A 20,657-nucleotide genomic window follows, 5' to 3' on the forward strand; every position below is an offset into this window, starting at 1 on the left:
CGGTAACGACTGTAATTAAAGTGGTGGAGAATTACCATCTGTCCATTCTTTCTTTACTGTGCAGCATCGAGTACCCTGTCAATCAAACCATAATCTCTGGCTTCATGCGCATTCATAAAGTTGTCTCTGTCCGTATCTCGTTCAATGTTCTCCAAGGGCTGACCAGTCTGCCCAGATAGGATATTGTTGATGTTATCCCGTAATCGAATAATGCGTTTAGCACTAATAGCAATATCTGAGGCTTGACCTTGTGCTCCGCCAAGCGGTTGATGAATCATAATTTCGCTGTGTGGAAGCGCGAATCGTTTACCTTTTGCACCATTAGATAGTAAAAAAGCACCCATAGATGCAGCCATGCCAACACATAGTGTAGATACATCGGCCTTAACCAAATGCATGGCATCATAGATGCCCATACCTGCTGTAATGGAACCGCCCGGTGAATTGATGTACATATGAATGTCCTTTTCCGAATCCATGGCATCCAAATAGAGCAGCTGTGCAATAACGCTGTTCGCAAGCGCGTCTGTGATTTCTCCAGATACAAACAAGATCCGGTCCTGCAGCAGCCTGGAGTATATATCGTAGGTGCGTTCCCCGCGGGAGGATTGTTCGACAACGTATGGAATCAGATTCATAGTGATACCCCCTTTAGTATCCATAGTCCATTCGATAATTCTTTTCAAGACGAGAAATCCTTTGTTCCAGTATCTTTGGCTGAATGTAAACAAAATTACTGTCATCTTCGTCATCATCTTGGGTAGGAGAGGTATTGCTTAAGGCTTTGACTCGTTCAACAACGTGCTGATTAATCTCGGCTGTATCCATTTCTTCTTCAGGGACGACTTGAATCGAGATGTCTTGATGTACGGCTGCCTCGGAGGTCAGCAAGCTTACTACGATGGTCATTTCACCACATGGAATCGCATCTTGCGTAAAAATTTCTATGATCATGTCTTGACCTGAGGCATCCGTGATAATGTGTCCTTGCTCATTTTCAATCAGACCATTCAGATTCTTGGAGCGATAAATCCCTTTTGGCAGCTGGATTTTGATTTCAGATATTTGGAGTAAGTCTTCCGGATGGAGCTGTATCCATAGATGATTCATGCCTTCTTCGTTTTCCATCTTGGACTTTGCTAACTGAATATCAACCATTACAAATGTTCACCCCTTAGTGCTTGCGATACAGATTCGATGACTCTTTGTTTGACCTCCGCAGATATTCGAGGACTAATCGTGATAATAACATCATCTGTAATCTTGAGTGTTTCGTTTTCAATAATGCGGCTTGGTTCATATAACGTAATTTGCTGGCTAATTTTCTCGATGTCATCCATCGAAAGTTTCTTTAAGGTTTCCTGAATGGAAGACAGAGTCTCACCTGTTCTGGATAGAGTGATGATTGCACGAAAATGATGAAGATGGTTATCCGTGTAAACTCTTTTGTTGCCTACTAATTCAAGCGGAGGTACCATTCCGATTTGGGTGTAGTACCTCACGGTTCGCAGATTCATGCGAGGATCATCCTGCTGGAGAATTTCAGCAACTTGTTTAGCTGTATAACTATTCATGATACACCTCCTATGACATTAAACTGTTCATGTTACAGTTTACTGTATTGTGTACAGTTTACTGTAACATAATACATTTGTCAAAATAAAACATTTAGCCTTTATGGGGAAGTGTATAATTGCTGGAGAAAAGAGAAATATCTCCTGGACGCTGCCTTAAGTGAGATATCGTTTGCCCTTTCTTTGATCATCATCCCAAGTCCAAGTTTAGTGTGTTATATTGAGGGAGAACGGGTTAGAGGTATACAAGCTGTGCAGGTGTTCAGGAATTATTTCAAGAAATATTTCAAGAAATATTTCAAGAATGACGTGAACCCGCATTCATGTATGGTACTTTTCCACTGTATTCAAATCACTTACGCGTTCACACAATACCATTACATAACAGGTGGGATGTAAGATGTTCTTTGTTGTTACATTGCTTGTGTGTTTCGTTCTATTCATGCTGCTGACATCGTTCTTCAACAGGAAACATAAAGTGCTGATCTCGTTCGCCAGTGCTCTTGTGGTGAGCATGCTGCTTCAGGTGTTGGAACAATTTTATCTGAGCAGTATTTTGGTGGCAGCGTTTCTGGTTTACTTTATCATCGGGAATATCAGCACGTTCAAAAGCAGCCAGTTGAAGCTGAGCTTGGCGATATTATTCAGTACATCGGTGGTAACGCTCGTCCTTTCTTTTACCTACTTTAATCAAAAGACAGCGCCACCAGATGCCGAGATTCTTAGAGTCATGTTTATCTATTATCCGCTGCTTGTTATATTCATTGCGTGTTATGCCTATATGCTTCTTAACCTGTTTAATTTTAAAATATTGCAGGCGGCCAATCCGTTCCTGTACATCTTGAATAAAGCTCGCGCGTGGCGGCGGATGATGCATATGTTCTGGATTATTTCACGCAAAGGGTTGGCTCATTTGATCCAGCAGGATCATGCCAAACTGCCATATGTTATTGCTGAAGTACTGGATAACATGGGTGGTGTATTTGTGAAGTTTGCCCAAGTGTTATCGACCAAAAAGGACATGTTACCTGCAAACTACATCCAGGCCTTCTCCAGTTTACATGATCAGGTGAAACCGCTAAGCCCACATGAGCTGAAAGCGATTATCGACAACAAAATCGGAAATATGGATGAAACTTATGAATCCTTTGGCATGGAACCCATCGCAGCGGCTTCGATTGGACAAGTTCATCTGGCGAAGCTGAAGTTGACGGGAGAGAAGGTTGTTGTCAAAATCTTAAGACCTGATGTGAAGCAGAAAATGACGGTTGATTTGGATATTTTAATCCAGTTTGTATCATGGCTATCCGAGCGTTCTGTCAAAATCCAAAGACTGGGATTAATTCAGCTTGCTGAAGGGTTCAAACAGAATTTGATCGAGGAAACGGATTTTGATATTGAAGCCTTGAATACGAATCTGATCCGAAAAGCATTTGAAGAACACAACATTCGTATCCGTGTCCCCGAAATCTATTCGGAGTGTTCGACAAAACAGATCTTAACCATGGAATACATCAAAGGAACCAGCTTCACGAAAGCGGTGACAAGTGATGTTTCCGAGAGGATCATGCACGCATTCTTGGATCAGATTCTAGTGATAGGTATCTTTCATGCAGACCCGCACCCCGGAAATCTGATGCTGACCGCTGATGGAGAGGTTGCGCTGATCGACTTCGGTTCGGTGGGTTACTTAACGGATGAAGAACGAGGTGGGATGTTAAGCTTCCTGATGGGATACAGCAATCGAGATACGAAAGAGATGGCGCATGGTTTGACACGAGTTTGTGAGGATGGGCATTTACTGGATGAAAAGTTGATTGAACAGCGTCTGAGCCGACTTTTGTCTGAAGCATCTTTCTCACCAGATCCGACAAGTGTCATGATGAAACGAATGATGTCCATGATCACGGAGATGGGGCTTTCGTTAAAACCTACGATTGCCGGAGCATTCAGAGCCATCATTACGTTGGATGGGACACTGTCATCTGTAGATGATACGTACTCTTTATCTGCAGCCAGTCAATCTTACGCAGCTCATATGGATAAAGGACAAGTGGTCAAAGAGCGTATAACAAAGGTCAAAGAGCAGATTACAGACTACATTCCGAAGTTGTTGGAACTGCCTATTCTGAAGGACAATAAAATTACGATTGCTCGTGAGGAAAATCATTCACTGCATGATTTCACGGGCACTCTGACAGTGGGTGTATTCACGGTAATCTGTATGGTTGTCATGCTTGCTAGCTTTGTGCTGCAGGGTGAATTGATGCGATTTTTATTCGCTCCGTTATCCATATCTGGATTTGGCGTAGGCATGATCATATTGATCGTGGCTGTAATTAAACAGTTGAAACCGAAGGTGTAAGTAAGATGCAGAATGAGACAGAATGGAGGCTGTACTATGCCAGTATCGTTAGATAAGGCAAGGGATTTTGTATATGCTAACGGTTTACTCTGGGAGCAAGCGTTATTTAGTTATCTTTTTGATGGTGGCTCGATTGAACGACTGTATCAGTGCCTGCTCTGTTACAAAAATGCAGACGGCGGGTGGGGACATGGTTTGGAGCATGATATTAAATGTCCGGATTCACATCCGCTCGCGCTGGAGTTTCTTCTGACCATGGGCAGGGATATGAATCTGGCGCTGACAGAGGTGTTGATCGGTACGGTAGACTGGGTTGAAAGCAATCGAAATGAAGACGGCTCTTTGAAGAATCCTGACTCCTTACATAAGTACCCTCATGCTCCGTGGTGGAGTAGTGGCGGGCAGTCCGCACCCGATTCAATTACAGGTAATTTGATCAAACAGGGGATTTGCTCCGCTTCCTTAGCTGCATCGACATCGATCTGGGCAAAATCTAACCTGACGCTGGGGCACATTCAGGCCAATGATTGGCTCTTTATGGCATACCATGCCCATGACTACTATCTCAATCTCGAAGATACGCCTGAGAATAGACCTTTTATAGAAGCGACAATCGACAATATTATAAAATGTGCTCAGAACACGACGGAGAAAAACTACTTTACCCTTTTCCAATTTGCCAGTTCACCGGATACCCGGGTCGCTCAGGCGATGTCTAAGGATATGCTGAACGAATTTCTGGATGATCTGGTGTCTTCGCAGCGTGAAGATGGCGGCTGGAGCGATGAGCATGGCTTGAAGCATTGGCAGCCGTATCATACGATCTTTACGTTATCGGTGCTTCGGAATTACGGGAGGCTGTAAGTTGGAAAAGTAATCATTTGTGATAGACCCAGTTCTGCTGAATTTGGGTCTTTTCGTTATTTAAGCAGAGCGATCGGGAAGATGACCGTAACCAGAGTGAAGGGAAGAACGTCCTATAAGACAATAGATGATATTTATTTAAAAAAAACAAAACACGAAGGAAGGGTCGATGATGCCATGAGAAAACCCATTCCGAGATCCAAGCTGCGGTTGATGTTGGGAAAAACATACTATACTTGGCGAAGGTATGCGAAATGGTTAATTGACGGTACATCATTTGCTAAGTCCTTCTCGCAGGAAAAGTTTCCGCATGTTATATTCCATCATGAAACACCTACCCTTCGAAAGTTGAAGGACGTGGATATGTGGCTTCAGCATAACAAAGAAATCAATCTGTCAATTGCAATTGAATGTCTGAATGGACTGCTCCTTCAGCCTGGTGAAACGATGTCTTATTGGAAGCTGATCGGCAAAACTACAGCGCGCAAAGGTTATCTTCCGGGGATGATATTATTTTATGGCGGCTTTAAACCTGGGGTTGGCGGAGGACTCTGTCAGCTTTCGAATCTAATTTACTGGATGACGCTGCACACACCACTTGCCGTAGTTGAACGTCATCGGCACAGTTATGATGTATTCCCTGATTCGAACCGTACACAGCCGTTTGGAAGCGGAGCCACGTGTGCTTATAACTATCTGGATCTGATGATCTCGAATCCAACGACAACCTGTTACCAGCTTCATCTGGAATTAAAGAATCATGTACTGCAGGGAGAATGGCGGGCGAACGAGAAAGTACAGTACTCTTATGAAATATATGAGAAACAGCACCGTATTGAGCAGCAGCATTGGGGAGGTTACGTCAGGAGAAATGTGCTTCATCGGCGGGTTTACAATCAGGAAGGTGAACAGATTAATGATGAATTCATCACTGAGAACAATGCCTTGATGATGTATTCTCCGTTATTAACCGAATCAGCAATAACAGCAGAGTAAACAGCATTTTAAAACTACGGGTTTTCAATCAGAATAAGCTGTGCAGTCAGCGCGCATCCGATATACACCGGTGCGCGCTGTTTGAGTTTGCTTCAGTAAGCGATACCTGGTTCAATTCTTACTCGACCGCAAAATGTACAGCCGCACTGTACAGCATTTTATTACGAATAGGGTCAAATGTGACTTGGTGCTGAACCTGTTTCACTCGTAATACTAATGCTTTGTTTATATTGATTCGTTCCTCAATTGCTCGTTCCAATTCCTGAAAATCATACGCCTGCAGACATTCAACCTTGTCTTTGATCATATCCAATGAAATTTCCATCCTCTTCAGGCCTCCTCCAATTTTAATTTGCAGGTTAAGAGCCTGCCGAGCTTCATTGTAGAGCAGCTTCTTCAGTTCTACAATAGTGTGCGTAATTCAGAGGAACAGCAAAGACTAGTTTGTATGAAGAGCTTAGATCGTAATCGTAGAAAATGAAAAAGAATCTAATGAGACGGAGGCACCCGCCCGATAAATATATGAATCATAACGAATGTAACATTGACTTGAAGCCGCCAGCCTTTAGTTTGAACTGAAAAGGAGTCAACAGCCAATGATACGTGTCATTTTAATTGATGATGAAGCAGATGCTTTGAATTTGCTTGAAATATTGCTTAAGCAGGTAGGAGATGTCGAAATTGCCGGAACATATCTCAATCCTTTTCAAGCCATCGATGCTCTAAGCGAAACAGTGGTCGATGCCGTGTTCCTAGATATCCAGATGCCTGGTATGAAGGGGACCGAAGCTGCGCGCCGCATCCGAAGCATCTCGCCGGAGCTGCCCATTATTTTCACGACTGCCTATGCGGAATATGCGCTGGAAGCATTCGAGATTGATTCTACCGATTACTTGCTAAAGCCTTTTACATTAGCCAGATTAGAGAATACAGTGACTCGGATAGCAAAAAGTCTATCCAAGCAGAAAGATTCAGAGCAGACCAATAAGGCTCCGTCTGTTCGATCTCTTGGTGGGTTTCATATCTTCTCGCCGCCCAAGCCCGATATAGAAGTTATATGGAAAACAAAAAAAGAACGAGAACTGTGTGCGTTCCTCATTCATCATGAGGGCAAACGTGTGAATGCTGGCTTCATTATTGAGGCATTGTGGCCGGAGTATGATCTCGACAAAGCCAAATCGTATTTGTATACCTGTCTCTCTTATTTGCGGAAAAGCCTGACGGATCAAGACATCCCGATCCATATTCACAAAGGAAATCAGGGGTTTTCCGCTGAGCTGAACAATATCACGACGGATGTGTCACTGTTCGAGACATTACTGAACCAAATATTGGGCGAAGGAAATATGAACGAGAAGCATTACCATCAGATGAACGAGATGTACAATGGAGATTATATGGAAGGATGCAATTTCGACTGGGCAATCGCCAAACAGTTGGAGATCAAATCCTTGTATGTCCGTGTGTTGCGCAAATGGAGTGTTTATTACCGTAACCGAGAAAATCTCTCATTTGCAGTGGATAGCTTGCAGCGACTGCTCACGATATTTCCCGACTCCGAGACCGACGGCCGGTCATTGATCAAACTCCATCTGGAGCTCGGTAATCGGAACGAGGCGTACCGTGTATGTTTGCAGTTGGAACAGGCTGTACGCGTACAGCTTGGATCAGAATTAGAGGAGGAAACGATGTTACTTTTTCATCAAACGAAGGAAAGACAGAGTTCACAGCTCAATGAGTCGTAAAATCATTGCGCTGCTTATTACAATAGCGATTCTTTTTACCACCTATGGATTACTGCTGACATATTTTACGGTCAATAAACAAAAGATGCCCACTGCAGTCAATGGAACGATGGATTTGACGAATTGGGCATTTGAGGAGAAGGGTGTCGTTCGGTTGGACGGACAATGGGAGTTTTATCCCCATCAGCTGCTTTTCAGCCGCTCTCTTGCCTCAGATCGTAGGGGAGATTATGTACCTTCAATGATCCAGGTACCAGGTAACTGGGCTAAGCAGATGGATACGTTAGGTGAAGCCACTTACCGATTGAGGATACGGATTGATGATGACAATATCGTATATGGGATCAAAACGGCCGCCATTCTGATCTCTAACAGGCTTATCGTCAATGGCCAAGTTGTAGGCTCCAGTGGAGACCCCAACCTGAAGGAAGACTATCGAGCACTCAATAAGCCATATGTCAGTTACTTCACATTAAAACAGGGTTGGAATGATGTTCTTATCGAGGTTGCTAATCATGAATTTAAGGTTGCTAGCGGAATAGGTGAATCCATTCAGCTTGGTAAGGCGGATCAGATTTCTAGAATACGGGATCTGGCGACTGCACATGACTGGGTGGTAATGACCGCCTTTCTGATCATGGGACTCTACTTTATAGGTTTATTCTCTCAGCGGAGGAATGATCTTTCCCTTGTCGTATTTGGGTTCGTGTGTTTGTTTATCGCGGCTTTTACAAGTGTCAGCGGTGAGAGGGTATTATTTGATGTGATCGGAGCACTCCCATTCTGGCTCTATTTCCGAATCCAAATGGTAGTGACAGTTGGGGTAGGCGTAGGCTTTTTCCTGTATGTGTATACGGCATTTCGCCCGTATAGTCACAAATGGCTTACTAAAGGAGGTTTAATTACAGGCGCATGTCTGCTCCTCCTGCATTTGGTTTTCGCTGTGCAGATTACGACCGGACTGATGCGTGTTGTGACGTCACTGTATGTCACGTTGGCTCTGCTGTACGCAACATATGTGTTTGTTCATGCTGTTCTGCATAAGGTAGCTGGCAGCTGGTATCTTGCCGTGGCAGCGATGGCATTAAACGCTTTGATTTTGAACCAGAACATGAACGTATATTTCGGAGTACCCATCTATTCACTGCCACCAGTCGAGCCGTTTCTTGTGCTTCTCATCCTTGGACTGCTGATGTCTTTCCGATTTTCCAATGCTTTTCAGAGGATTGAGGAACTTTCCGAGCAGCTGCTTGAGGCAGATAAACAAAAGGATGATTTTCTTGCGCGTACCTCGCATGAATTCAAGACCCCTCTGCACGGCGTGATGAACATATCACGATCCATGCTTGATGATGCGGCAAACCCAGCTACAGCCGAGCAGCGGGAAAAGCTGCAGTTAGTGATTGAAGTTACAAGGAAACTGTCTCAGCTTGTCTATGACATTCTGGACTTATCCAAATTGAAACAGGGAGAATTCAGAATTGCACCTGCGCCAGTAGACGTACGTTCGATTGTAGAGCTGCAGATTCGTTTTTACACCTATCTTTGTGCCGAGAAGGATATTCAGCTTATCAATCAGGTACCAGCGAACTTCCCTTTCGCGTATGCTGATGAAATCAGATTAAGCCAAGTCATTAGTAATTTTCTTGATAACGCGGTCAAACACACAGATCATGGTACCGTTGTGGTCACTGGAAAAGTATGCGGAGGTTCGCTTCAATTGGAGGTCAGGGATACAGGGGCAGGTATTGATCCGAAGGATCTGCCGCATATTTATGAGCCTTTTAAATCCATGGAGGGAACACAGAAGCGCGGTTTCGGGCTGGGGCTGCCGATTGCGAAGCAGCTAATCGATCTGCAGGGAGGGGAGCTTGAAGTTATATCTACGGTTGGGGTGGGCACTACATTTACGTTTACTTTACCGATGGCAGATTCAACTAGGAAGAGTACTCCAGCCCTGCAGCGTTCAACGGAACCTTACAATCTGCCTTTGAAAAAGGAATATTCCTTTTCAACACCTTGGATTATGAATGCCGAAGGTAATCGTACGGTACTAATTGTTGATGATCAGTATGTGAATCTGAAAGTTTTACTCGATGCGCTGCAATCGCTCGATTATCGAGTTATCGCGGTCAAAGACGGATACGAGGCGCTGGAACAGATCAACCAGCCGGGGAGAATAGATCTGGTCATTCTGGATCTGATGATGCCCGGCATGTCTGGATATGAAGTATGTCTGGAAATTCGCAAGCGGTATTCGCTGCTGGAACTGCCTGTGCTCATGGTGACAGCAGCACTGCAGCCGCAGGATAAAGTGGCGGCCTTCCAGGTGGGAGCTAATGATTATTTGCCTAAACCATTTGATCTGGAAGAACTGAAGGCTCGAATTGGAAGTTTGCTTGCCATGAAGGAATCGTTGGGAAGAGCCATACATATGGAGGTGGCGTTCCTTCAATCGCAGATCAAGCCGCACTTTTTATATAATGTTCTTAATAGTATTGTTTCTTCCAGTTATACGGATGTGGAGCGTGCAAGGAACATGATTATCGCGCTGGCGGATTACTTACGTGGGAGCTTTCGATTCAGCAATACGGATGATCGCATCGAATTTGATGAAGAATTCCAACTTATACAAACATATGTGGAGATTGAGCAAACAAGATTCGGTGATCGAATATGTTTCAAATATGACATACCTGAGGAGGCTTATCGTCTGAAAATGCCCCCACTGCTCCTGCAGCCGTTAGTTGAAAATGCAATTCGTCACGGTATTGGAGCACAGATCGAAGGCGGAACAGTACAATTGACAGCATCAAGAGCAGATGGTTTCTGGTTATTTACTATAACCGACGACGGAGTTGGAATTTCACCTGAGCGAATCCATCTGTTCATGGATCCGAATGAATCGAATGTAGAACAAGGTGTAGGCTTGCGGAATATCAATAAACGTTTGAGATTTGAGTATGGTACTTCACTGGAACTTATGAGCGAACCGGGTCGTGGGACGAGTGTTGCTTTTCGTATTCCGGATATGCAGTCTTAAGGGGGAATTTTATATCAAGGGTTCCATCGCATTTGCGATGGAACCTTTTTTTTGTTGGTATGGCTTGTTGTGAACATGAGATGGAATGGATTAGGTGTAAGGGCCGCACGTCACAATCAGGAGTTATGGAGGTTATATGGGTCGAAGTGTGTCGAATTTAGTTGAATTTTAAGGTTTTTTTAAGGTGAAGTCCGTTATGCTGAGCAGAAGTGTATGAATCATACATAGTAAACGAGAAGACGGAGGGATAGATGCGTAATGGACCCTGTAAAAACCTTAATGAAGAGACTCAACAGACATTTTCGAAGAATGGCACACCTGTTCATGGCCATTATTCTTTTTATACCATCCTTGATGGTTGGGGGCAGTATCACATCGGCAGCATCGGGCTGGTCGATCATTGATGGGTATGGAGAAACTGGGATTAACGTGAATCCAGCTATGAGAGGCGAAAAGCCTGCCATAGTGGAATGGAAGGGTGAAATTTATGCGGCATGGCGAGAAACAATTCAAAGTACGCCTACTATTGGTCAAATCCGAGTCAAAAAATTTAATGGCTCGAACTGGGTAAGTGTTGACGGAGGTCACCCAATATATGGTTTGAATTTTGATGTCAACAAAGATGTAGTTTCTCCGGTTCTCGCTGTGTCTAATAACGCTTTGTATTTATCTTGGACAGAGATGAAAACCTCTTCTATTGGCCAAATTCGGGTCAAAAAGTATGACGGTACGAGCTGGAAAAATGCCGAAGGAGAGGGTGCGGAAGGAATTAATGTAAATCCCTCAGTCAATGCTATTAGTTCCAAGTTGACTTCATATAAAGGCGAGTTATACGCCATATGGGGCGAGGCAGCCAAGATCCGCGCCAAGAAATACAATGGTACTACTTGGACAAGCCTTGACGGAGGCGGAACGGAAGGGTTAAACATCACCCCAGACACTGGAGCAGGTGGGCCAGCTATGATTGTGTTTGGCGACGACTTATATGCAATGTGGTCTGAAAGAGCGGCCAATGGTTTTAGTATAGTGCGGGTGAAGAAGTATGATGGTACCAACTGGACTGTGGCTGACGGTGGAGTTGGCTTGAATAAAGTAAGTTGGAATAATGCAATAACTCCAGCTTTAAGTGTTTTCGATGACCATTTGTACGCAGCATGGGTGGAAGCCCGCGGTGGTCAATATAGTACTGATGATCAAATTCGTGTTAAAAAATTTGACGGAACGACTTGGACCAATATTGATGGAGATGGTGAGTATGGTATTAATGTAAATATCGGTATGCGTGCTTTCGAGGTTCAGTTAGCGGGTATGAAAAACGAGTTATATGCCATTTGGTCCGAAAATTCAGGAGAATGGGTAAATGGGGTTCCCGTTTTCAAAATTCGTGTAAAAAAATATAACGGAAATGGATGGGTGCTAGCCGAGAATGGAAGAAATGGTGGTTTGAATGCGTTTGGAACTAAAACCGCCATGAACCCTGCTATCACAGCAATGAATGGAGCACTGTATGCGGTGTGGGACGAGAATGACAGAAAAGTCGTAAATATAAGGGCGGCCCAATTCACACCGCCGCCTCCACCAAGTGTTACCAGTGTGACGATGAGCCCGGTTAGGACAAGTACTATGCAAGGGGGAAGCAGACAGCTATTTGCTGTGGTTAACGCGGTGGGAGAAGCGCCAACAACAGTCCATTGGAGCAGTAGTGACACTACGAACAAAGTTACAGTAAATGCTGCAGGCTTAGTTAACGTGGCACGGGATGCGACACCGGGCGATTACATCATCACGGCTGCTTCCACTTATGACAGCACGAAAACAGCTGCAGCAACCGTTACGGTGACCTATGCACCAGCGGTTCAAAGTATAACCGTTAGTCCGGGTACTGCTAGCCTGATGCAGGGGGAAAGTACGCAGCTAACAGCAGCGGTAACAGCAGTAGGTGGAGCACCAGATACGGTAAGATGGTACAGTGGTGATCTCAGTAATAAAGTAACGGTAGATGCATCGGGGAAGGTTAGTGCGGCACCTGACGCCAGGCCGGGCGACTATATCATTACAGCATCTTCCTCTTATGATACGGGCAAGAGAGAATCGGCGGTTATTACGGTGACGTATGCACCAGCCGTTAATAGTGTCAGTATTAGTCCCGGTACCGACACGATGATGCAGGGAGAGAGCAGACAACTGGTCTCAACCGTAAACGCTGTAGGTGGGGCGGCATCAACAGTAACGTGGGCTAGTAGTGACGTGGATAACAAAGTTGCAGTAAGTGATACAGGCTTCGTAACGGCTGCAGCGGACGCTGTACCGGGAAACTACACCATTACGGCAGCTTCGACGGTAGACAGCAGCAAAGTGGGGACAGCGGTAATTACGGTGACGTATGCGCCAGCAGTAAACGGTGTCAACGTTACGCCTGATCCAGCAAGCATCGTGCAGGGAGATAGCCTGCAGTTAGAGGCAGTTGTTGAGGCAGTTGGAGGAGCTACGACTGATGTAACGTGGAACAGCAGCGACCAAACCGGTAAAGTTACAGTAAGTAATACAGGCTTGGTAGCGGCTGCAGCAGATGCTGTACCGGGTGACTATACGGTGACAGCTGCATCCATTCAAGACGGCAGCAAAACGGGCAGGGCAGCCATAACAGTCACGTATGCACCCGCCATTCACAGCATCACTGTTAATCCGGAAAGTACTACCGTCATGCAGGGAAGTAGCGAACAGCTTACCGCTGTTGTCAATGCGGTGGGCGGAGCCGATCCATCTGTGATGTGGGTAAGTAACGACTCCAGCAGCAAGGTGACGGTGAGCAGCACCGGAAACGTTAGCGTCGCTTCCGATGCCGTGCCGGGGGACTATGTGATTACAGCAGCTTCAGTGTACGATCCAACTAAGGCTGCAGTGTCCATGATCAAGGTGACGTATGCACCCGCCGTGAACAGCGTCATCGTTAATCCGGCTGCGGACAGCCTGATGCAGGGAGAGAGCAGACAGCTGACGGCAGCGGTAGACACCGTAGGCGGAGCCGATATAACGGTGACGTGGAGCAGTAACGATACAGCAAATAAGGTGAAGGTCAGCGATACAGGTTATGTTACGGTAGAGGCCGATGCTGAGCCAGGGGAATATACCATTCTCGCAACTTCCACAGTAGATAACAGCAAAAAAGGGACCATGGTTCTTACGGTAACAGCAGCTCCAACGTATACCATTGCTCCGATTGAAGATCGCACACTGAAATCCATGATGCTCGGGTATGCATCGGGTACTCAGGAAACAAACACCGTTTTCATTCAGCATACAGGTTCTGGGAAGCTGGTCAATTTATCCGTTTCCCTTAGCGGGAATGGTTCGGAAGCCTTTGTTATTACACAGCCAGATACGGAGCTGGCTGCCGGAGAGCAGACCCATTTCACCCTGCATGCCAAAGATGGATTACCAGCAGGAACATATACAGCTGTGGTCACATTAGCAGCAGATCATATGACACCTGTGACTTTCAAAGTCATCCAAGCGGTGAATCTGCCTACTTCCAGCGTTCCGGAAGTGCCAACAGATGTGACTGCGACTCCGGACAGCGGACAAGCTACCGTGAGATTTACAGCACCAGCACATAACGGTGGAAGTCCGATTACGGGATACGAGGTGACTGTGCTGCCAGGCAATGTGATCGTTAAAGGCAGTGCCAGTCCGATTACAGTGACAGGGTTGAGTAACGGGACAAGCTACACGTTTACGGTGAAAGCCATTAACAGTGTGGGCAAAAGCAAAGAGTCGGCTATTTCTAATGTGGTTACGCCTGCAGGAACTTCTGCTCCGCCAACCAGTTCGCCTGTCACACAAGCTCCATCGACTACAGCAGTAACGCCTGTCACACCAACGCCAACAACACCAGCAGTAGCGACGACTGGCGTCGATATTCTGGTTAATGGGAAGGTGGAGAATGCCGGACAAGCGATAACATCCCGGCGTAATCAACAAACCGCGTTAACGATTGTGGTGGATCAGCAGAAGCTGAACGATAGATTGGCCGCTGAGGGGCAGCGCGCGGTTGTTACGATTCCTATTCGCCAAGCGTTTGACGTCTTTGTTGGTGAACTTACTGGTGAAATGATCAGGACAATGGAAGAATATCAAGCTGTACTGGAATTCCAAACAGAACAGGCTTCATACACCGTTCCCGCCGGACAGATCCGTATCGGGGAGATTGCAGGTCAAGTTGGAGGTTCAAACGATCTGCAGGGAATCAAGGTGCAGATCGAAATCGCAGCACCAACATCTGTTCAATCGGAAAATGTATTGCGTGCTGCTGCCCAGAATGAGCTGACACTTGCTGCTCAGCCGCTCGACTTTACAGTTAAAGCTGTATACGGTGACCAATCACTTGAAATCAAAAGTTTTGATGCCTATGTTGAGAGAACGATAGCCATTCCAGATGACATAGATCCGAATAAAATTACAACTGGTGTTGTGGTGGAGCCAGACGGATCAGTTCGTCATGTTCCGACCAAAGTACGTCAAAATAACGGAAGATATGAGGCTGAAATTAACAGCCTCACCAACAGTACTTATGCAGTGGTATGGCATCCGATGCAATTTGAGGACGTAACCAATCATTGGAGTAAAGACGCTGTGAATGATATGGGATCTCGGATGATTGTGGAAGGCGTCGGGAATGGCAGCTTTAGTCCTGACCGAGCCGTGACCCGTGCAGAGTTCACCGCAGTAGTTGTCCGTGGTCTAGGACTTCGTCCGGAGAATGGGGCATCCCCATTTATGGATATGCACAATGAGGATTGGTACAATGGTGCTGTTCGTACAGCATATGCATACAGACTAATTAACGGTTTTGAGGATGGTACCTTCCACCCTAACGAAACCATTACTAGAGAACAGGCAATGGTCATTTTGGCCAAAGCAATGAAGATTACTGGGCTAAAAGACAGTTTGAACTCATCCACTGTGGATGAAGCACTTCAGATGTTCCAAGATGAGACTGCTGTATCCTCCTGGGCACGAACCAGTGCAGCAGATAGCGTGAAGTCCGGTCTTGTGCAGGGGCGCAGCCAGTCATTACTTGTACCTAAGGGTAAGATTACACGCGCCGAGATTGCGGCGATCATGCAGAGATTACTGCAGAAGTCAGATCTAATCTAAGTGGAGATCGTTGGAATTTAGGGTGGATAATATAAGCTGTAACGTATGAAAACTAGAATAGCGGAACGAGGAATAATGACTCCTTGTTCCGCTTTTTTATAGTTTGATTTTATAAGAATATGATGCTTCTCTCGAGGGTGTGATATAATCGTTCTGCAGATCATGAACTATTTCAGGATAAAGAATTTTCCTAGTATGCATAGAGAGGTTTTAGAAATGACACAAACCAATTTTTGGCGTGAATTACCGCGTCCATTTTTTATACTCGCGCCGATGGAAGATGTGACGGATGTTGTATTCCGGCATGTCGTCAGTGAGGCGGGCAGACCGGATGTGTTCTTTACCGAGTTTGCGAATACAGAAAGTTACTGTCACCCGGAGGGCAGCAAGAGTGTGCGCGGACGATTGACCTTTACAGAAGATGAACAGCCAATTGTGGCACATATTTGGGGAGACAAGCCGGAGTTCTTTCGCGAGATGAGCATGGGGATGGCGAAAGAAGGGTTCAGCGGCATCGACATTAATATGGGATGTCCTGTAGCCAATGTGGCGGAGAACGGCAAAGGAAGCGGCTTGATCTGCCGTCCAGCTCTTGCGGCGGAGATCATTCAGGCAGCGAAAGCCGGGGGCCTGCCGGTCAGCGTCAAAACAAGACTTGGTTTCACCGAGATCGATGAATGGCGGGACTGGTTAACCCATATTTTGCAGCAGGACATTGTGAATCTATCCATTCACCTGCGCACGAGAGAAGAAATGAGCAAGGTGGATGCCCACTGGGAGCTGATTCCCGAGATCAAAAAACTGCGGGATGAGATCGCTCCGAATACGCTGCTTACCATCAACGGGGATATCCTTGACCGCGAGATGGGTCTGAAGCTGGCAGCGCAGTACGGTGTAGATGGCATTATGATTGGGCGAGGCATTTTCCAGAATCCGTTTGCCTTTGAGAAGGAGCCGCGGGAGCATACCACGGAGGAGTTCCTTCACCTGCTGCGGCTGCATCTGGATCTGCATGATCAATATGCGGAACAGGAACCTCGTTCGTTCAGTCCGCTGGCCCGCTTTTTCAAAATCTATGTTCGCGGATTCCGCGGTGCAAGTGAGCTGAGAGGTAACTTGATGAACGCTAAAACAACCGCTAAAGTACGCGAACTGCTTGATGAGTTCGCCAAGAACAGTTCAGTTGGGGCAGATGAGCAGGAGCGCTAAATGGGATATACGTTTAGATAGAGGACATAGCCGTTAAGGCTATGTTTTTCTTATAAAGATAAGGCTTGTTTACAATTAATTGAAAAAGGAGGTCGTTATATATGTCCTGGAGCAAATTAAAGCAGCAGCTGGAAAGTTTCCTTAGTCCCGCATTGGCAGGAACAGTGGCTTTTCGGGCGACCAGCTATCGCTATTCTCCTGATAAATCAGGGAGCTGTTACCTGACTGTAGATCAGAAAAATATCCTCAATATGGCGGATACGACGACACCCATCCGGTGGTATCAGACCGATCAGGAGATTAAGAATGACGCCAATATCATCATTCCCGTAAGTGTAGAAGAGATTGAAGCGATACGCAAAGAAGCCAAAGGGGCTGTCCCCGAGGAACGTCTTGAGATCATGGTGCGCGGCCGAAAAAGCACATCTCATGCCAAAGAGCTGTTAGCGGCTCAGACGGCGTTAAGCAAATCCAATTTCACTGCGACAGCAACTGCGTTTTTAGCGACTTCCATCGAGGACAATCTAGAGAGCAAGGACATCCTGCTCAACATTTTGGCGCTCATCGACAGACGAGTAGGCAAGAAACGCATTCTGAACATGTCCGAGTCGATTAAAATGAAGCATTCTGCCGTACAGTATTTCTATGAACTGCGCCGCAGAACGGTGTGAAATTTGAATTTTGCATGTTAACCATTGTGATGGAACTCCAACTAAAATTGGAGTTTTTTTATTAAGAGGTTGTAGTGCTCAAAAGCTCCAAAGTTGAGAAAGTAATGCAGATTGAATTGGAACAAAATACAGTTGTTATGCTGTACTATTTGTTGTTTTTATACGGCAGCGAAGTTAAAATGAAATAGGAACGTACGTTTTGTTTCGTTGGTGTTTTTACATATTCGGGGATTGCAGTGGTTGAGCTTATGAAGGGTGGACACGTTGATGATACGATTAACCAAACATCAAGCCAGACAGTTTATATTGTTGAAGCATGGGCTAATAGGTGGTTACCGATACATTGGTAAATCAGGAGTTATGGATTTCATAAGACAGGTTGGCTGCATTCAATATGATCCGATCGATATCTGTGGGAAGAACGCCGAGTTAGTACTGCAGTCACGCATCAGCGGCTTCAGCAAGAATATGCTGAGCGAGCTGCTGTATCAGGACCGATTGCTGATCGATTATCCCGACAAGAATCTCGCTATAATTCCGGCTCAGGACTGGCCTTATTTCGAACGTTACAGACAAGCCGCCAGGCAGCATGCGGAAAGCTATCCCCAAATGGAGACAATGACAAGACAAGTAAGAGCCCACATACAGGAGGTTGGTCCGGTCAGTTCAAATGAATTAAATGCACTGCAGCTAGAAGGAGATTTCACTTGGCGTTCAGCCATTCACTGGAGTAGTGGCAGCAATGCTGCACGCTCGGTGCTGGAACAGATGTATTCGACAGGTGAACTCGTGATCCATCATAAAAAAGGCACACGTAAATATTATGATATAGCTGAGAAACACATACGGGCTGATGTGCTGCATGCACCCGAGCCGCTGCTGACCGAATTGGATCATCACAAGTGGAGAGTATTGCGCCGAATCGGTGCTGTTGGTTTACTGTGGAACCGTGCATCCGATGCCTGGCTTAACATATGGGGACTAAAAACGGAGCAGCGCAGCAAAGCTTTTCATGAGCTGATGCTGGAGAAGTGTATCGCTGCTGTCGAGGTAGAACAGATGAAGGAGCCATTATATTGTCTGGCTGCAGACTTACCACTTATCGAGCACGTACTGCAAAATCCGGAGTTACAAAAGCGCTGCGAATTGATTGCCCCGCTCGATAACTTATTGTGGGATAGAAAGTTAATTCATGAATTGTTTGATTTCGAATACAAATGGGAAATATACACGCCTGCTCTCAAACGGAAATTCGGTTATTATGTGCTGCCTTTATTGTATGGAGATCGGTTTATCGGAAGAGCTGAGATTACCGTGGAACGTAAATTCGAAAGGCTGGTTGTTAAACATGTCTGGTACGAAAAAGACATCAAGCTAACCGAAGAACTTGTAACCGTAGTGAGGGAATGTTTCGAACGGTTTTCGATATTTAATCACTGTGAGACCATTTTGATAGAGAGTTAAGGACTGTTCTTAAAGGTAGGTTGAAAACAAACCTGAATGTCATATTTGATATAGCCTGAAGCTATAACCAGTCATATTATTTTGGTATCTCTTCTAACCCTGCTCAGCGTGATATGATAATCATATACAACGAGGGGGTTATTTACATGACAGACAAGTTTCAGATCGTGGGAAGTTTATTGCGGCCGGAAGAGCTGTTGACATATAAGACACAGATTGAACACCGAGATGATATCCAGTACCCATTCTATGAGAACTTTGAAGGATACCAGCAGTGTGAGACCAAGGCGATTGAACAAGTGATCCAAAAAGAAATCGAAAATGATCTGTCCGTCATCACGGACGGTGAGTTCTCCAAATCCATGTGGCATCTCGACTTTGTCTGGGGCTTTGGCGGAGTGGAGCGTTATATCGCGGATCATGGGTACTTTTTCCGGGATGTGGACGGCACTTCCAAATATGAAACACGCAAAGACATCGGGCTGCGCATTACGGGCACACTGAGCGGCAGGAATCATCATTTCATTCAACTGTTCAAACAGCTGCAGGATCAAGCGGGTGACCAGCAGACTAAACTCTGCATCCCGTCACCGTCCCATATTTTCGGTGAGCTGTCATGGTCGGACAACATCGGAGGTAAAGATGCGGTGTATCAGAATACACAGGAACTGAAGGCGGGTCTGGTGAATGCCTACAAGGAGTTTGTACAGGAGTTTGCCGCTGCAGGCGGGACAATTTTGCAGATGGACGACTGTTTGTGGGAGCTGTTTGCAGATGACAATCCGAACTCGCCGTTTACCGGGGAGCATATTAATCAAGAGGAAGTCCAGGGTCTCGCCACGGAGTTTATTGATATTAACAATACGGTCATTGACTTCGGTCACAGCCTGGGTCTGAAAATGTGGACACATAACTGCCGCGGCAACTATGATTCCCGCAACATGGGTGGCGGGTCGTATGCGAAGATTGCGAATCTGTTCCTGAAGCAGTTGAAGTATGACCGCTTCTTCCTGGAGTGGGATGATGACCGCGCAGGTTCCATCGAAGCGCTGGAAGTGTTCAAGGACAGACCGGATACGGAAATTGTACTGGGACTGCTGTCTTCCAAAACGAGCACACTCGACGATGAAGAACGCGTAGTGCGCCTGCTGGACGAAGCATCCAAAATCATCGACAAGGACAGATTGCTGCTGTCTCATCAGTGCGGATTTGCCTCTTGCGATGGGGGGAACGAACTGAGCGAAGCGCAGCAGTGGGCGAAGATTCATCAGGGTCAGCAGATTGCGAAGCAGTACTGGGGTAGCTGATTCCCATCCACGCGTAGACATAAACCTTAAACATCATTGCCATAGGTATTGAACAATGCCGCTCAAACGGGTAGACCCTAAATAAATACGTGAAGCCTTTGATACAGCGATCTTTTCCAAGCAGCATTTGGGAAAGGTCGCTTTTTTAATGTGAAAAAGGAAATCCAAAAATCGGAGGAATGCTGCTGCTCTCCAGGTTATTCTGTCATCGGAGTGGGCTGGGGGACATCATGAGTTCAACTGATGTAGATTCCCGCAGCGA

At 45.8% G+C, this 20,657-nt stretch carries 14 protein-coding genes; 10 read left to right on the forward strand and 4 right to left on the reverse strand.

Features of this window, described 5'->3' with window-relative positions; translation table 11 throughout:
- Positions 1-53 precede the first annotated feature (53 nt).
- Genes clpP through MKY97_RS04080 form a run of 3 tightly spaced genes read right to left on the reverse strand, consistent with a single transcriptional unit; the run spans position 54 to position 1,574 of the window.
- Positions 54-638 (reverse strand): ATP-dependent Clp endopeptidase proteolytic subunit ClpP, encoded by a 585-nt coding sequence (clpP, locus tag MKY97_RS04070; protein ID WP_342554235.1) that lies wholly within the window; start codon positions 636-638, stop codon positions 54-56.
- Between the two features lie 13 nt (positions 639-651).
- On the reverse strand, positions 652-1,158 hold the full coding sequence (locus MKY97_RS04075) for a hypothetical protein (protein ID WP_342554236.1): 507 nt from the start codon (positions 1,156-1,158) through the stop codon (positions 652-654).
- Complete coding sequence (locus MKY97_RS04080; RefSeq protein WP_342554237.1) at positions 1,158-1,574, reverse strand: MerR family transcriptional regulator; 417 nt, start codon at positions 1,572-1,574, stop codon at positions 1,158-1,160. Before MKY97_RS04080 ends, MKY97_RS04075 begins: the two co-directional genes overlap by 1 nt.
- Before the next feature lie 400 nt (positions 1,575-1,974).
- On the opposite strand from MKY97_RS04080, the gene MKY97_RS04085 reads away from it, so the two are divergent.
- From MKY97_RS04085 to MKY97_RS04095, 3 genes are all read left to right on the forward strand, one after another.
- Positions 1,975-3,939 carry an AarF/ABC1/UbiB kinase family protein gene (locus MKY97_RS04085; protein ID WP_342554238.1) on the forward strand — a complete coding sequence of 655 codons (1,965 nt, stop codon included), beginning with the start codon at positions 1,975-1,977 and terminating at the stop codon, positions 3,937-3,939.
- Positions 3,940-3,975: 36 nt separating this feature from the next.
- Entirely contained in the window at positions 3,976-4,803 is an 828-nt protein-coding gene (locus MKY97_RS04090; RefSeq protein WP_342554239.1) for a hypothetical protein, read from the forward strand.
- Positions 4,804-4,980: 177 nt separating this feature from the next.
- Entirely contained in the window at positions 4,981-5,799 is an 819-nt protein-coding gene (locus MKY97_RS04095; RefSeq protein WP_342554240.1) for a VanW family protein, read from the forward strand.
- A 118-nt stretch (positions 5,800-5,917) separates the two neighbouring features.
- Here the strand turns inward: MKY97_RS04095 and MKY97_RS04100 are convergent, their stop codons facing one another.
- Positions 5,918-6,124 (reverse strand): DUF2536 family protein, encoded by a 207-nt coding sequence (locus tag MKY97_RS04100; protein WP_342554241.1) that lies wholly within the window; start codon positions 6,122-6,124, stop codon positions 5,918-5,920.
- Between the two features lie 271 nt (positions 6,125-6,395).
- Between MKY97_RS04100 and MKY97_RS04105 the strand changes: the two genes are divergently transcribed.
- The 7 genes from MKY97_RS04105 (at position 6,396) to MKY97_RS04135 (ending at position 20,395) form a co-directional block, all read left to right on the forward strand.
- A complete protein-coding gene (locus tag MKY97_RS04105; RefSeq protein ID WP_342554242.1) occupies positions 6,396-7,544 on the forward strand; it encodes a response regulator in 1,149 nt (382 codons plus the stop codon).
- Entirely contained in the window at positions 7,534-10,587 is a 3,054-nt protein-coding gene (locus MKY97_RS04110; RefSeq protein ID WP_342554243.1) for an ATP-binding protein, read from the forward strand. Before MKY97_RS04105 ends, MKY97_RS04110 begins: the two co-directional genes overlap by 11 nt.
- A 258-nt stretch (positions 10,588-10,845) precedes the next feature.
- The gene (locus MKY97_RS04115; RefSeq protein WP_342554244.1) at positions 10,846-15,744 is read left to right on the forward strand and encodes an Ig-like domain-containing protein; all 4,899 of its coding nucleotides are present in this window, start codon (positions 10,846-10,848) and stop codon (positions 15,742-15,744) included.
- 216 nt (positions 15,745-15,960) lie between these two features.
- Entirely contained in the window at positions 15,961-16,953 is a 993-nt protein-coding gene (locus MKY97_RS04120) for a tRNA-dihydrouridine synthase (RefSeq protein ID WP_342554245.1), read from the forward strand.
- 101 nt (positions 16,954-17,054) lie between these two features.
- Entirely contained in the window at positions 17,055-17,624 is a 570-nt protein-coding gene (locus MKY97_RS04125; RefSeq protein ID WP_342554246.1) for a hypothetical protein, read from the forward strand.
- Between the two features lie 267 nt (positions 17,625-17,891).
- Positions 17,892-19,088, forward strand: coding sequence for a crosslink repair DNA glycosylase YcaQ family protein (locus MKY97_RS04130; RefSeq protein WP_342554247.1), 1,197 nt, complete (start codon positions 17,892-17,894; stop codon positions 19,086-19,088).
- Between the two features lie 146 nt (positions 19,089-19,234).
- The gene (locus MKY97_RS04135; RefSeq protein ID WP_342554248.1) at positions 19,235-20,395 is read left to right on the forward strand and encodes a cobalamin-independent methionine synthase II family protein; all 1,161 of its coding nucleotides are present in this window, start codon (positions 19,235-19,237) and stop codon (positions 20,393-20,395) included.
- Positions 20,396-20,657 lie beyond the last annotated feature (262 nt).

This window comes from Paenibacillus sp. FSL R7-0652, from assembly GCF_038595045.1.
Lineage (GTDB): Bacteria > Bacillota > Bacilli > Paenibacillales > Paenibacillaceae > Paenibacillus.

Bases quoted from the DNA above. Each gene is read 5' to 3' on its own strand.
- clpP (WP_342554235.1), bottom strand. From the start codon at position 638: ATGAATCTGATTCCATACGTTGTCGAACAATCCTCCCGCGGGGAACGC.
- MKY97_RS04075 (WP_342554236.1), bottom strand. From the start codon at position 1,158: ATGGTTGATATTCAGTTAGCAAAGTCCAAGATGGAAAACGAAGAAGGC.
- MKY97_RS04080 (WP_342554237.1), bottom strand. From the start codon at position 1,574: ATGAATAGTTATACAGCTAAACAAGTTGCTGAAATTCTCCAGCAGGAT.
- MKY97_RS04085 (WP_342554238.1), top strand. From the start codon at position 1,975: ATGTTCTTTGTTGTTACATTGCTTGTGTGTTTCGTTCTATTCATGCTG.
- MKY97_RS04090 (WP_342554239.1), top strand. From the start codon at position 3,976: ATGCCAGTATCGTTAGATAAGGCAAGGGATTTTGTATATGCTAACGGT.
- MKY97_RS04095 (WP_342554240.1), top strand. From the start codon at position 4,981: ATGAGAAAACCCATTCCGAGATCCAAGCTGCGGTTGATGTTGGGAAAA.
- MKY97_RS04100 (WP_342554241.1), bottom strand. From the start codon at position 6,124: ATGGAAATTTCATTGGATATGATCAAAGACAAGGTTGAATGTCTGCAG.
- MKY97_RS04105 (WP_342554242.1), top strand. From the start codon at position 6,396: ATGATACGTGTCATTTTAATTGATGATGAAGCAGATGCTTTGAATTTG.
- MKY97_RS04110 (WP_342554243.1), top strand. From the start codon at position 7,534: ATGAGTCGTAAAATCATTGCGCTGCTTATTACAATAGCGATTCTTTTT.
- MKY97_RS04115 (WP_342554244.1), top strand. From the start codon at position 10,846: ATGGACCCTGTAAAAACCTTAATGAAGAGACTCAACAGACATTTTCGA.
- MKY97_RS04120 (WP_342554245.1), top strand. From the start codon at position 15,961: ATGACACAAACCAATTTTTGGCGTGAATTACCGCGTCCATTTTTTATA.
- MKY97_RS04125 (WP_342554246.1), top strand. From the start codon at position 17,055: ATGTCCTGGAGCAAATTAAAGCAGCAGCTGGAAAGTTTCCTTAGTCCC.
- MKY97_RS04130 (WP_342554247.1), top strand. From the start codon at position 17,892: ATGATACGATTAACCAAACATCAAGCCAGACAGTTTATATTGTTGAAG.
- MKY97_RS04135 (WP_342554248.1), top strand. From the start codon at position 19,235: ATGACAGACAAGTTTCAGATCGTGGGAAGTTTATTGCGGCCGGAAGAG.